Below are 12,862 nucleotides of genomic sequence, written 5' to 3' on the forward strand. Positions count from 1 at the left end.
AGAAAACGTTTCGGCAGCGGGCAATTAAAGGAGGTGAGTAGTCTTTAAACGAGAAGAGAAAGAAATGCCATCACGCTGGGCGTGATGGCATGCGAAGAGGATTAGAAAACAAGACGATGGCCGCCTTCTCCTCAGCGTGATCAGAACGCTGTGGTGTCCTTGAACAGACCCACTTTCAGATCGGTAGCGGTATAGATCACTTCGCCGTCAACCAGCACTTCGCCATCGGCGACGCCCATGATCAGCTTGCGGGTGATGACGCGTTTGAAGTTAATGCGGTAGGTCACTTTCTTCGCGGTTGGCAGCACCTGGCCGGTAAACTTGACTTCACCGACGCCCAGCGCGCGGCCTTTGCCTTCGCCACCCAGCCAACCGAGGTAGAAACCGACCAGCTGCCACATCGCATCCAGGCCCAGGCAGCCTGGCATGACCGGATCGCCGATAAAGTGGCAACCGAAGAACCATAGGTCCGGATTAATATCCAGCTCCGCTTCCACATAACCTTTGTTGTGAGTTCCGCCGTCTTCGGTCATCTTGACCACGCGGTCCATCATCAACATGTTACCTGCCGGCAACGGTGGGCCACCGGCGCCGAACAGCTCGCCACGGCCGGATGCTTCGAGGTCTTCTTTCGTATAGGAATCGCGTTTATCTACCATGTTCTCAGTAAGCCTTATTTTAATGAAGGACGCAGGTTAGCTAACACGTGTACGCTGAACAAGTCCGATCAGCCGTGGTTGAACCAGTTGAGCCAGCGCAGCGGCCACGGACGACGGCGTTCCTGCAGGCTCACCTGCGCAATCCGTTCCTGAATGGCCGCCAACAAGTTCGGCTGTTGTTCGTCAGAGTAGAGGCAACCTGTGAGCAAAGGCAAGGCTTCCGCCGCGCTCTCTACCGCCCACAGATGGAATTGCCCTTCGCGTACCGCGTCGACGACATCCTGGCGCAGGCACAGGTGGCGCACGTTGGTCGCGGGCAATACGACGCCCTGTTTACCCGTCAGGCCGCGGCGCAAACAAACCTCGAAGAAACCTTCGATCTTTTCGTTAACGCCACCTATCGGCTGTACGTTGCCGAATTGGTCGACGGAGCCGGTGACGGCGATCTGCTGGGTGATCGGTTGCTGTGACAGGGCGCTGATCAACGCGCACAGTTCAGCCAGCGAGGCGCTGTCGCCGTCTACTTCACCGTAAGATTGCTCAAAGACGATGGAAGCGGAGAAGGGTAACTGCTGATCCAGATCCAGCTCGGCGATCAAAAACGCCTGCATGATCATCATGCCTTTAGCGTGCAGGTTGCCGCCCAGTTCGGCTTTGCGCTCGACGTCGGTGAATTCGCCGTCGCCGAGATGCACAACGCAACTGATGCGCGACGGTTCGCCAAAACTGCGTGGATGGCCGGGATAATCCAGGACTGACAGGCCGTTGATTTGCCCTATCACTTCACCCTCGGTCTCAATCAGAATCTGGCCCAGCTCGATTTCATCCTGCATACGTTCGGCCAGATAGCTTTCACGCCATTCGCGGGCATTTAACGCCGCTTCGAACGCTTTGGCCGTAATGCGATCTTCTTCGGCATACAGTGCGGCTTCGGACAGCTGCTGGCCAAGCCAAACCGGCGAGAGTGGCAGGATGCCCTGGTCGCCACTGTAACGCACGGCCTGAACGATCAGCGGCGCCCAGGCGTCGCTCGCCAGCATCGGCAACTGCTGGTCGGCAATCACGCCGTTGACGTAGCCGCACCACTGCGCCATATCATCAACTTCAGTCAGCTGCAGATCGTCTTCGAATTCACCGTAGACCGCTTGTTCACTCAGTTCCGGCTCGATATCGTGAAAATCGGCCAGGCCGTGGCGATCGCCGACCACAATCAGCCGCAGCTCCAGCGGCATTGGCGGAATGGCTACCGGCAGCGGGCGGGTTTCGTCTGGCGAAACCCAATGGAACTGACGTTGGCCGATCATTTGCTTCAGCCGCAGCCATAGCAACGGCTGAGCCAACAGGGCGCGGGCCGACAGAATCAAAATGCCGCCGTTGGCCTGGTGCACCAGACCCGGCTGCAGGGTGATGTCGCCATTGTGGATCCGTACGCAGCCAAACAGTTGCTCTGGCTCAACCCACTCCTGGAACAGGCAAGCGCCGCCGGCGGCAAAAGGTTCATCGCCACGGCTGGCCGGTTCTACGCTGACTTTGCCATCCTGAATGACATAGTGGCTGCCGCGGCATGCCGTGTTTTTCGGCAGCAGTGGCGTGACGGCGTGAGCGATCAGTTCCAGATACTCTCGTGTTTCTTGCGCCTTCAACAGCATGAAACGCGGTGGCGATTGGGGGTGGCAAAATAGCGTCAGGGCATTTTCCAGCCGAGGCTGAATGGCGGAAAAGGGCACGGGTGCCAACTGAGCGGCGGTATCAAATATCGCCTGATAAGGCGTTACGTCCGGCAATAAAGATTGCCATTCAAGTCGGTTATTGGTCAAAGTGTTAGATGCAATCGTTAAAAAGGGAAAGGGCGATTATACAAGAATAACGGCGGCTTGATACATGCGGAGTGCCAGTTGGCATCAGGGAGTTTGACATCGCGCGGTGACTGTGCAAAAAACAGTCTAAAAGACGGCTTAATTGCCGGGGAAATTTGGCGCAAAGCTGTTATGCTTATTTGAAGTTACGCGGTCACTGAAGAGCTCAAGATGAAATATCAGCAACTGGAAAATCTGGAGAGCGGTTGGAAATGGAAGTACCTGGTGAAGAAACATCGGGAAGGGGAACTCATTACCCGCTACATTGAAAACAGCGCTGCTCAGGAGGCGGTTAACGAGCTGCTGAAGCTGGAAAATGAGCCGGTAAAGGTACTTGCATGGATTGCCGCTCACATGAATCCGGAACTGGATAACCGGATGAAACAAACGATCCGCGCCCGCCGTAAACGTCATTTTAACGCAGAACATCAGCATACGCGTAAAAAATCTATCGATCTGGAGTTTTTGGTTTGGCAACGATTGGCTGCCCTGGCGCGCCGACGTGGCGTTACGCTGTCGGAAACCGTCGTGCAGCTTATCGAAGACGCTGAACGCAAAGAAAAGTATGCGAACCAGATGTCGTCGTTGAAAGAAGACTTGAAGGCGATTCTTGGCAAAGATCCCAAGTAAGTGCGTGAGCGCGCCTTTGTTGCGCTTGGTTTCAACAATAGGACGAAAAAAAACCCCGCTATGCGGGGTTTTTATTAGGCGAGTAAACTTAGCCCTGAGGCTGAGTTACAACGTCTTTGATACCTTTAACTTCGATCTCTACGCGACGATCTGGTGCCAGGCAAGCGATCTGAGCTTTGGTAGCGCGGCCAGATTTGTAGCCACAGGTGTTGCCAGTAACTGCATCTGCTTCACCCATACCACGTGCAGAGATTTTGTCTGACGGGATGCCTTTGGAGACCAGGTAGTCAACAACGCTCTGTGCACGTTGTTCGGACAGTTTCTGGTTGTACTGGTCAGAACCAACGGCGTCGGTGTAACCCAGAACAACTACGGAACCGTCTTTAGGATCCATGGAGCTCAGCTGGCTGTACAGCTGATCCAGAGCCTGTTGGCCTTCTGCTTTCAGAGTAGACTTGTTGAAGTTGAACAGCACGTCAGACTTCAGAGTGAAACGCTTGGTTTCAACAACTGGAGCTGGAGCCGGAGCTGGTGCTGGAGCAACTACGTCATCCTGACCGAAGCGGTAAGAAACGCCCAGGCTCAGCATGGTGTTGTCTGGACGTGCGCCAACGGTACCTGCGTCACCGATGTTGCTTACGAACTGGTAATCCAGGCGAGTAGCCCAGTTTTTGGTCAGTGCGTATTCAACACCAACAGCAGCCAGCGGAGAAACGCCGGTGTCGTGGTTACCGCCGTTAGAGCCTACGCCGTCACTGTCTGCACGCCATACCATACCACCCAGACGGGTGTAGATGTCCAGATCGTCAACGATTGGGTAGCTCAGTTTAGCGGCCAATTGAACGCCTTGTGCTTTGAAGGAACCGGTGTTACGGCCGGTATATTTCATACGACCCAACCAGTCGTAACCCATTTCAAAGCCCAGGTATTGGTTAGCTTGATAGCCCAAGAATGCACCAGCACCGAGTTGGTCTTTACGTGCATCGTTGTCTACGCGGTAGCCGTTACCGTAGAAACCAGTGTCGTGGTACTGGGACCAGCCCAGTTTAGCACCGGTGTACCAGGTGTTATCTTTTGGAGCGGCTTGCGCTACGGTAGCGAAACCTGCCAGTGCCACTGCTAATGCGATAGCTGTCTTTTTCATTTTGCGCCTCGTTATCATCCAAATAGGCAATGAGCTTTAAAGCTGTTTAAGCCCTTGGTTAAATTCCTTCGCCAAGGTTTAAGCCCTCGTTTGTTACTCGCCAGTTTTTCTGACGTTATAGAGCAACCTTGGCGATGTAAAGTCTACAACGTGGCGCGAAAGTTACAAGTGTGATGTGATAAGGCTCTAAAAAAAAACGCGGAATCGTACATATTTGCTAACATTCTTAGCCTAAAAAAACGGCGATTCATCGAACGTTTTTGCCTGCCAAACCGCAGCCGGACTCGCTTTTTGCCTTCCCATGCAAAGGTTCTGCTTATGGGGTGCGAAAATGATGGGAAAAATCCTAAATTTACTTAATGATACAAAGAAGAGTGAATTTTTAGGGTGGAACAGTGTCCGTGAGTCGGGTTAATGTCACGTTGAGGCCGCATGATAAACCCATAGGCATTACCCAATTCTGCCGCACGTCTTAATTTTAGACGATCCTCCTCCGTTAGCTCGGGCAACCAACCGAGAACCACGCTGTAATTTCCCGTTTGCAGTGCTTTTTCCATCGCCTCGACCGTATTCACCGGGCTGATCTGGCTCAATTGCACCATCTTATCTACAGGCAGGCCGGATTGCTGCAGCCATTGCTTGCTTAATTTTTGCTGCGGTGTCAGCCACAGAAGCCAGCGAGACTGCTTGCCCAGTTGCAGCAGCAGGGGCAACAGCAATTGAGCCACTGCGGGCTGGCGCTCGTTGTAAACAAGTTCACTGATCAAGCCATTCTCTTTGCCGACATCCGTGTTCTTCTCAACATTGCGCGCTGTAAAAGAGCCTTGGCTGAAATGAGGTTGGTAGAGTGATTGAGTACGCATAAAGTTCCCGCCCGTCGTGTTACTGTATGTTTATACAGTATCCCTGATTTGGGATAAGATCAACCCAAATTTTCGTAGCGGCTCGCATAATTGCGATCATTTTTTGTACCGGTGTTTTTTGTGATTGGCATGCGGGTGGATAGTGCGTATTTTCCTAATTAGTTGTTCACGTTACTCTTTTCATTGATAAGAGAAATAATACGACCGGAACCTAAAAAGGAGAAACGCTATGAAAAGGATGTCGATACGAAGGATCGCACAGGCTAAAAATTGCTTCGCGGCGCTGGGCGCCATCACCACGCGGTCACAGTTTGGCGGCTACGGCCTGCTGGCCGAGGGGGTAATGTTTGCAGTGATAGCGGAAGGAGAGTTGTACCTGCGGGCTACGGTGAGCATGGAACCGGCTTTTCGCGCCAGAGGGATGGTCAATATGGTCTATTCCAAGCGTGGAGTGCCCATCACTTTGCGTTATTACTGGGTTGACGAGTCGCTGTGGCGGGAACGCAACGAGCTGGTGGGGCTGGCCTGGCAGGCCGTCAGGGAAGCGCGTCGAGAGCAGCGGCTTAAGGCCGGCGATCACGGTCGATTGAAGGCGTTGCCGAATATCGATGTCAACATGGAGCGCTTGCTATGGCGAGCGGGTATCCGCAATGCCTATGACCTGCGGCTGCAAGGCGCTAAACGCAGCTATCTCCGCCTGCTGCAACAGCAGACCAATCTGGGGCTGCGCGTGCTGCTGTCGCTGGGCGGCGCGATAGCCGGTTATCATCAGGCGGCGTTGCCGGCCGAATTGCGCAACGAACTGGTGCGCTGGTTCGATCATACGATGGCGATGCGCCGCCATGGGCATGAGCCAGTGGTTCAGGGCCCATCGAGCGAGCCCTGAATAATTAGATTGCCTTATTGATTTGGGCGTGGAGTGCGGTGAGCTCCGGCAGCAGTTCGAGCATCAACCCCACCTGTTGCAACACCAACTGCTCTTTGCTTTCAGGTTCCGGAACGGCTCTGCGAATGCGCTCCGCCAGCTGTTCCAGCGCTTTCGCAATGCGCTGGCTGTTCCGTTCTTCCTGATGAAGGGCGCCGTCCACGTAACACACGGCATCATTGAGCAGATCGAGGGTGACAGGGGTATTCAGCCGCTCGCGGTGCGCCCCCAACGCCGAGATATAACTCAGGAGGGTGTGGTTGAGGCAAAGCAGGCGGAAGGCGGCTTCCTGCAATTCCTTGTCGGCCTTGGGATCGGCCGACATGTTGGAGATGACCGAAGCCAGTTCGGCATCGCTGTTGTGGGCATCTCGCCGCGCAATGCGGTAGGCGAGGCCGTTATCTTTACCCTGGTGGTATTGCACCAGAATGGCGTCCAGATAACGGCAGTTGGCATTCAGGGTTTTATCCACCACCGCCGGCAGTTGGCGGAATTTCCAGTCCGGCCAGATAAAGCTGACCGCCGCCCAGGCGATGGCGCAGCCCAACAAGGTGTCGTAAACGCGCGGGGCGGCTACTTCGAATCCTTCACCCAACAGGTTAAAGCATAACAAGACCAGTAGCGTGATGAACATGGTGGCGTGGGCATACTGGACGGTGCGGAAAGCGAAAAATAGAACGCCGGTGATGACGATCAACACCAGCTGTCCTTCCAGTGAAGGCACGAAATAGAGGATCGGCAGGCCGATCAGGATACCGGCCAGGGTGCCGATGATGCGCAGCGCCAGGCGTCGGCGGGTAGCGTTGTAGTTCGGTTGACAGACGAACAGGCTGGTCAACAGGATCCAGTAACCGTGTTGCATGCCGGTGAACTGGATGAAAGCGTAACCCACGCACAGCACCACCGACATGCGGATCGCGTGGCGGAACAGGGCCGATTGCGGCGTCAAATGGCGGCTGATGCGCAGACGGATGTCGCTCCAGCCGGTTAAGCGATCGTCGGCCAGGCTGTTCTCTTCCGCTTGCCCGTTTGCCAGCGTCTGCTCTGACTCAATATTGGCCAGCTGCGCATCGATCGCATGCAGGTTTTTCAGCAGGTGCGCCAGCGCCTTGGTTTGTTCTGAATTGCCCTGGGTTTCGGCGATGCGCGCCAAGGCCTCCTGAATGCGGCTGAAGGCCGGCTCAAAACGTGGGTTGTGCTGGTATTTTTGCCGCAGCAGGATCGATTGTGCCAGTTGGCGGCAGGCGCGCGCCTGCATGCTCAGCAAACGCTGGAAGCGGAATAAAATATCGCTGTGGCGGAATTGCCGGCTGAGCGCGTGATACTGAACGTGGGAAGAGCTGGCACGTTCGTGGATATCCTGCGCGACAAAGTAGTAGTGCAGGGTGCGGCGGGTGCCGCGCTGGCCGCGATCGCCTTTCAGGCGCGTCAGCAGCGAGGCTTTGGTCTGGTTAAGCAACGCGACCAACGCGCTGTTGGCCATCGCAACATCCATCCATGGCAGGTCGGCGTCGCGTTCGGCGTCGGGATCGAACAGGTTGGCTTTGGCATCCAGATAGTTGGCCAGTTGATCGTAGCAGCGCGCCAGGTTCTCTTGCAGTGGCCGGATAGGGAACAGCAAGTGGCCCGCCAGCGTCAGCAGGTTGTACCACAGCGCACCGATCACCAGCAGCAGCGGTTGCTGATACCAGGCATCGTACATGGCGGTGCCGAGCATGGTGTAAACCGCGATCAGCAGTGCGCCGAAGGCGATGGTGGCGTAACGTTGCCCCAAGGCGCCCAGAAGGATAAAACCGCAGGTCGACGTGGTTAAGCCAAGGGCGAACAACCAGGGATAGGGGAACAGCAGCTCGATTGAAGCTGAGGCGACAAAGAAGCACACCAGCGTGATCAGCAGGTTGCGTAACCTGCCGGCCAGGCGGTCATCCAAGTCGGTCAGGGCCGCTGCCACCACGCCCAGCGTCAGCGGGATGGTCAGCTTGGGAATGCCCAGCCACCAGGGAACGGCGGTGGTGCCGATCAGCGCAATAAGGATGCGCAGGTGATACAGCAGATTGCTGTTATATGTGTAACGACGTACTGCGGGTGCAAAAGAGCGCACGAAAAACTCCTCAAACGGAGAAAAAATTAACGCTGATGATAGTGGCGGCGAGCATTCTCAATACGCGCTTGCTGAGCCATTTCTACCGAGACGACGCGGCGCCCCACCGGCCACAGCGCGATGGCGGCAATTTTGAAATTGGCGATGCCGACCGGAATGCCGATGATCGAAACGCACTGCACGATACCGGCGGCGATGTGTGACAGGCACAGCCACCAGCCGAACAGCACCAGCCAGATAACGTTGAGCAGTGAGCCGCCGGCGGAGAGCAGCGCATTGCTTTTTTCCGGGTAGAGCTCATCGACGTGGATTGCCTCATTGCCGAACGGCACCAGCGACAGCTTGGTGATTTCCCAGCAGGAGCGGGTGAGCGGCAGCGTGATGACCAGCAGCACGCTGAACACCGTGGCGATGAGCCAACCCAGCGTGGTGAAGAAACCGCCCAACACAAAATTAAGAATATTCAGTACAGTACGCATAGACGTCATTCTGCTCTAATGTTGGCCAAACCGCGATGCGGGCGTATTCACGATAAAAACGCAAAATCTATTCTACCCTTTTTTTAGCGCTAGAGTGCCACTGCTTATCGCAGGTAAACTGGCAGATATCCGTTATTTAATCTCAACATAGTCATGGCGCGACGATATGGAACTTAAAGCGACATCGCTGGGGAAACACCTGGCTCAGCACCCTTATAACCGCGTGCGGTTGCTGCACGCCGGCGTTGAGGTGAGCGGGGAAAAACATGAATACCTGATCCCCTTCAATCAACTGATTCAGGTCAGGTGCAAGCGCGGCATCGTCTGGGGCGAGCTGGAATTTGAATTGCCGGACGAAAAAGTGGTGCGACTGCACGGCACCGAGTGGCAGGAAACGCAGCGTTTTTATCACTATCTGCAGCAGGCGTGGCAGCAGTGGAGCGCCGAAATGAGTGAGGTCAGTGCCGGCGTGTTGCAACAGCAGGTGGCACAGATTCAGCGCATTGAGCAGCAAGATAAATGGTTCAAAAAGTCTGAGCTGGGCAAACTGCAGCAGCAAATCCGTGAAGCCTTCTCCGCGCTGCCAATGCCGGTGGCGCGCCTGGAGGAATTCGATAACTGCCGGGCCGATTACCATCTGTGTCTGCAATGGCTGCAGCAGGGGCAACGCAGTGTCGACCAACGCAACCGGCAGTGGACCGATCGCATGCTGGAGCAACATCACGACTTCTTCCAGACCGTCGAGAGCTCACCGCTCAATGACTCTCAGAGCCGTGCGGTGGTCAACGGCGAGGATTCCGTCCTGGTATTGGCGGGGGCCGGCAGCGGCAAGACGTCGGTGCTGGTGGCGCGCGCCGGCTGGCTGCTGCGCCGTCAGGAGGCGGAGCCGGGCCAAATCTTGCTGTTGGCGTTCGGCCGTCAGGCTGCGAGTGAGATGAATGATCGCATCAAAGAACGTTTGGGCGATGTCGGTATTCAGGCCAAAACATTCCATGCATTGGCGCTGCAGATCATTCAACAAGGCAGCCGCAAAGCCCCGGCCATCAGCCGGTTGGAAACCGATGCCAGCGCGCGCAAAGCGTTGCTGATTGCCCATTGGCGCGAGCAATGTGCAGAGAAAAAAGCCCAGGCGAAGGGGTGGCGTCAATGGTTGACCGAGGAGCTGGAATGGGACGTGCCGGAAGGCGACTTCTGGCAGGATAAACGCCTGGCGGACCGGCTGGCGGGCCGGTTGGAACGCTGGCTGGGGCTGATGCGCATGCACGGCGGCAGCCAGGCGGAAATGATTGAGCAGGCGGATGAAGAAATCCGCGATCTGTTTTCGAAACGCATTCGGCTGATGGCGCCACTGTTGAAAGCTTGGAAAAGCGCCTTGAAAGAGGAAGGAGCGGTGGACTTCTCCGGCCTTATTCATCAGGCGGTCAACATTCTCGACAAGGGGCGCTTCGTCAGCCCGTGGAAACATATTCTGGTCGATGAGTTTCAGGATATCTCGCCGCAGCGTGCGCTGTTGCTGGCGGCGCTGCGTCGGCAGAACAAGCAGACCTGCCTGTTTGCGGTGGGGGATGACTGGCAGGCGATTTATCGCTTCAGCGGCGCAGAGTTGACGTTAACCACGGCTTTTGCCACCCACTTCGGCGAAGGGGCGCAGTGCGCGCTGGACACCACTTATCGCTTCAACGAACGTATCGGCGAGGTGGCCAACCGGTTCGTGCAGCAGAACCCGCACCAGCTGAAAAAACCGCTCAACAGCCTGAGCAAGGGCAATAAAAAGTCGGTGGCGATCCTGCCGCACGAGCAGTTGGAGCCCTTGCTGGATAAACTGAGCGGCTACGCCAAGCCGGATGAGCGCATCCTGGTGCTGGCGCGCTACCATCATCTGAAACCGGAAGCGCTGGCGAAGGCGGCCACCCGCTGGCCCAAGCTGGATCTGGAATTTATGACCATCCACGCCAGCAAGGGGCAGCAGGCGGAATACGTCATCATCGCCGGTTTGCATGATGGGCGTGACGGCTTCCCCGCCGTGGCGCGCGAGTCGGTGTTGGAAGAGGTGCTGCTGCCGCAGCCGGAGGATTTCCCGGATGCCGAAGAGCGCCGTCTGCTGTATGTCGCGTTGACGCGCGCTAAACATCAGGTATGGCTGTTGCAGGATCGTGAACGTCCTTCGGTGTTCGTTGAACACCTGCAAGATCTTGGCGTACCGGTGCAGAAAAAACCGTAAGCCTGGGCCTGGCGGCTGCCAGGCCGCGAGGACTATTTCAGGCGGTCTTGCAGGTAGCGCTGATAGTCGGGGATGGCGATCTCCACCTCGCTTTTGAACAGCGGAGAGTCGATCAGAAAGTCGGCGGTCGAGCGGTTGGTGGCCACCGGAATATTCCATACGGTCGCCAGCCGCAGCAGCGCCTTCACGTCCGGATCGTGCGGCACCGCGTTCAGCGGATCCCAGAAGAAGATCAGCATGTCTATCTTGCCTTCCGCAATCAGTGCGCCAACCTGCTGATCGCCGCCCATCGGGCCACTCAGCATGCTGGTGACGGGAATGCCGCTGGCGCGCTGGATCAGATTACCGGTAGTGCCGGTGGCGTACAGCTGGTGCTGCGCCAGAATGGTCTTGTGGCTTTCTACCCACTCCAGCAGGGCCTGTTTGCGGTGATCGTGCGCCACCAGCGCAATGTGTTTGCGCGCGGCGATAGTGCGGGTGGTCAATTCCATCTCGGTGTCCTTCGCTAATCGGGGAATGTGCGACAGATTACTGAAACTGTTTTTCACTGCCTAGCGTTTGCGCTTGAAAATGCGAAGAAAAGACGCCTTTACGGGGAAAGGCGCCGGGAGGGATCAGCGAATCGGTTGTTTATTGGCCCAGCGCAGAAAACGCTTCTGTGTTTCCTTGTCGGCCTGTTGAAACCAGTATTGCAGCATTTGTTCCGACACGTTTTCACCTTTCAACGTCACCGTCGGGGCGTTTATCGGCGCGCCGGCCAACGCGAGGGCTGAGGCATTGCCCGCGTTCGCCTGAACAAAGCTCGGAACGGAGGCCGGGCGGTTCTGGCGGTTCTGGCGGTTGTAATCGGTCATCACCTTTTCCAAATCGGTATTGAAGGTGACGCTGTCGGGATGCAGCACATCATGCCGGAACGGCAGGGCGTTGCCGTCTTTATCGACCACCAGATAATTCAACGTTCTGTCAAAGCGTTGCGCATCACGATCGTTCTCGATGCGTGGCAGTTCGATCGCCACCTGGCTGATCTTTTGCGTATTGAAGGTGGCAACCAGCGGCAAGGAAGCATAGGCCTGCGTATGCTGGCCGGAACGTACGGTTTTGGTCACTTTAAACAGCAACTGGTGCTGCCCGCCATCCAGTTCAAGGCTGTCGGCGCCTTTTAACAACGAACCTGTCATTTTCTTGCCGTCGACCACCAGCAGGTCGATGTCCGGGGAGAGTTTCAGGGTCGTAGCCGCGGCAGGCATGCTGATGCTGAGCAACGCCGCAACCACCAGACCAAATTTCATCATTATCTCCTTATAAAGTGGCGTAACGCTAAGTGTTGAACACGGCATAGGTTGTGTCAAAATTTTTCAATCGGGTATTTTGTTTACATTTTTACATATTTTATCGCGATTAGACATGACCATGCGCAGCTGAACCGCGACAGCCTCTGACCATAAGATTGCGGTGAAGTTTCCCTTGCGTTGCGTTTAACCGAACGAATGCCGATCGGTTACACTCGAAATGGAAAGTGACGCAGTGATAAACGGGAGTTGAAGATGCAAGATCAAGAGATTGTTGAGCTGTTGCAACAGGTGAAAACTATCGCGCTGGTCGGTGCCAGCGATAACCCATCGCGGCCCAGCTATGGGGTGATGGCGTATCTGTTGGCGCAAGGGTATCAGGTGATCCCGGTCAGCCCAAAACTGGCGGGGCAGACGCTGCTGGGGCAGCAGGTTTACCCTACGCTGGCCGCTATCCCGCAGCCGGTGGATATGGTTGACGTGTTTCGCAATTCAGAAGCGGCTTACGGTGTGGCGCAAGAGGCGATAGCGATCGGCGCCAGGGCGCTCTGGCTGCAGATAGGGGTGATTAACGAGCAGGCGGCAGCGCTGGCGCAACAGGCCGGGTTGCGTGTGGTGATGGATCGCTGTCCGAAAATCGAAATCCCGCGCTTAGGGTTGGAGCGCTAAATAAAAAGGGCCAGGCGCGATGCCGG

Annotated in this window: 12 protein-coding genes; 4 read left to right on the top strand and 8 right to left on the bottom strand. The window is 56.0% G+C overall.

The features are described 5' to 3' along the window. Positions 1 to 140: 140 nt before the first annotated feature. Together fabA and ACJ8IM_RS08220 are read right to left on the bottom strand one after the other, a co-directional pair. Positions 141 to 659 (bottom strand): bifunctional 3-hydroxydecanoyl-ACP dehydratase/trans-2-decenoyl-ACP isomerase, encoded by a 519-nt coding sequence (fabA, locus tag ACJ8IM_RS08215; RefSeq protein ID WP_004928144.1) that lies wholly within the window; start codon positions 657 to 659, stop codon positions 141 to 143. A 68-nt stretch (positions 660 to 727) separates the two neighbouring features. After that, positions 728 to 2,476 carry an AAA family ATPase gene (locus ACJ8IM_RS08220; RefSeq protein ID WP_033646573.1) on the bottom strand — a complete coding sequence of 583 codons (1,749 nt, stop codon included), beginning with the start codon at positions 2,474 to 2,476 and terminating at the stop codon, positions 728 to 730. 210 nt (positions 2,477 to 2,686) lie between these two features. Between ACJ8IM_RS08220 and matP the strand changes: the two genes are divergently transcribed. Further along, complete coding sequence (matP, locus tag ACJ8IM_RS08225; protein ID WP_004928138.1) at positions 2,687 to 3,145, top strand: macrodomain Ter protein MatP; 459 nt, start codon at positions 2,687 to 2,689, stop codon at positions 3,143 to 3,145. Positions 3,146 to 3,233: 88 nt separating this feature from the next. Here the strand turns inward: matP and ompA are convergent, their stop codons facing one another. Further along, positions 3,234 to 4,289 carry a porin OmpA gene (gene ompA, locus ACJ8IM_RS08230; RefSeq protein WP_033654269.1) on the bottom strand — a complete coding sequence of 352 codons (1,056 nt, stop codon included), beginning with the start codon at positions 4,287 to 4,289 and terminating at the stop codon, positions 3,234 to 3,236. 356 nt (positions 4,290 to 4,645) lie between these two features. Beyond that, on the bottom strand, positions 4,646 to 5,152 hold the full coding sequence (sulA, locus tag ACJ8IM_RS08235; protein WP_033654220.1) for an SOS-induced cell division inhibitor SulA: 507 nt from the start codon (positions 5,150 to 5,152) through the stop codon (positions 4,646 to 4,648). 229 nt (positions 5,153 to 5,381) lie between these two features. Between sulA and ACJ8IM_RS08240 the strand changes: the two genes are divergently transcribed. Continuing rightward, positions 5,382 to 6,038: a TfoX/Sxy family DNA transformation protein gene (locus ACJ8IM_RS08240; protein ID WP_033654219.1), complete on the top strand. Its 657-nt coding sequence runs from the start codon at positions 5,382 to 5,384 to the stop codon at positions 6,036 to 6,038. Between the two features lie 4 nt (positions 6,039 to 6,042). Here ACJ8IM_RS08240 and yccS read toward each other — a convergent pair whose 3' ends face one another. Then, positions 6,043 to 8,178: a YccS family putative transporter gene (gene yccS, locus ACJ8IM_RS08245; RefSeq protein WP_033654218.1), complete on the bottom strand. Its 2,136-nt coding sequence runs from the start codon at positions 8,176 to 8,178 to the stop codon at positions 6,043 to 6,045. Positions 8,179 to 8,204: 26 nt separating this feature from the next. After that, positions 8,205 to 8,657, bottom strand: coding sequence for a YccF domain-containing protein (locus ACJ8IM_RS08250; RefSeq protein WP_033637896.1), 453 nt, complete (start codon positions 8,655 to 8,657; stop codon positions 8,205 to 8,207). Between the two features lie 166 nt (positions 8,658 to 8,823). Here ACJ8IM_RS08250 and helD point away from each other — a divergent pair, with 166 nt between their 5' ends. Further along, the gene (helD, locus tag ACJ8IM_RS08255; protein ID WP_033637897.1) at positions 8,824 to 10,878 is read left to right on the top strand and encodes a DNA helicase IV; all 2,055 of its coding nucleotides are present in this window, start codon (positions 8,824 to 8,826) and stop codon (positions 10,876 to 10,878) included. A gap of 32 nt (positions 10,879 to 10,910) precedes the next feature. On the opposite strand, the gene ACJ8IM_RS08260 is transcribed toward helD, so the two are convergent. Beyond that, positions 10,911 to 11,369 (bottom strand): methylglyoxal synthase, encoded by a 459-nt coding sequence (locus ACJ8IM_RS08260; RefSeq protein WP_015377363.1) that lies wholly within the window; start codon positions 11,367 to 11,369, stop codon positions 10,911 to 10,913. Positions 11,370 to 11,492: 123 nt separating this feature from the next. Next, positions 11,493 to 12,167 (bottom strand): DUF2057 family protein, encoded by a 675-nt coding sequence (locus ACJ8IM_RS08265; RefSeq protein WP_442516235.1) that lies wholly within the window; start codon positions 12,165 to 12,167, stop codon positions 11,493 to 11,495. Between the two features lie 255 nt (positions 12,168 to 12,422). On the opposite strand from ACJ8IM_RS08265, the gene ACJ8IM_RS08270 reads away from it, so the two are divergent. Then, entirely contained in the window at positions 12,423 to 12,836 is a 414-nt protein-coding gene (locus ACJ8IM_RS08270) for a CoA-binding protein (protein WP_033637899.1), read from the top strand. Positions 12,837 to 12,862 lie beyond the last annotated feature (26 nt).

It is taken from the genome of Serratia sp. CY33525 (assembly GCF_052169115.1).
In the GTDB taxonomy this organism is placed as follows: Bacteria; Pseudomonadota; Gammaproteobacteria; order Enterobacterales; family Enterobacteriaceae; genus Serratia; species Serratia sarumanii.

What these genes read in the sequence shown, in the direction of transcription:
- ACJ8IM_RS08250 (WP_033637896.1), bottom strand. Translation starts at nt 8,657, where the DNA reads ATGCGTACTGTACTGAATATTCTTAATTTTGTGTTGGGCGGTTTCTTC.
- helD (WP_033637897.1), top strand. Translation starts at nt 8,824, where the DNA reads ATGGAACTTAAAGCGACATCGCTGGGGAAACACCTGGCTCAGCACCCT.
- ACJ8IM_RS08260 (WP_015377363.1), bottom strand. Translation starts at nt 11,369, where the DNA reads ATGGAATTGACCACCCGCACTATCGCCGCGCGCAAACACATTGCGCTG.
- ACJ8IM_RS08265 (WP_442516235.1), bottom strand. Translation starts at nt 12,167, where the DNA reads ATGAAATTTGGTCTGGTGGTTGCGGCGTTGCTCAGCATCAGCATGCCT.
- matP (WP_004928138.1), top strand. Translation starts at nt 2,687, where the DNA reads ATGAAATATCAGCAACTGGAAAATCTGGAGAGCGGTTGGAAATGGAAG.
- fabA (WP_004928144.1), bottom strand. Translation starts at nt 659, where the DNA reads ATGGTAGATAAACGCGATTCCTATACGAAAGAAGACCTCGAAGCATCC.
- ompA (WP_033654269.1), bottom strand. Translation starts at nt 4,289, where the DNA reads ATGAAAAAGACAGCTATCGCATTAGCAGTGGCACTGGCAGGTTTCGCT.
- ACJ8IM_RS08270 (WP_033637899.1), top strand. Translation starts at nt 12,423, where the DNA reads ATGCAAGATCAAGAGATTGTTGAGCTGTTGCAACAGGTGAAAACTATC.
- sulA (WP_033654220.1), bottom strand. Translation starts at nt 5,152, where the DNA reads ATGCGTACTCAATCACTCTACCAACCTCATTTCAGCCAAGGCTCTTTT.
- ACJ8IM_RS08240 (WP_033654219.1), top strand. Translation starts at nt 5,382, where the DNA reads ATGAAAAGGATGTCGATACGAAGGATCGCACAGGCTAAAAATTGCTTC.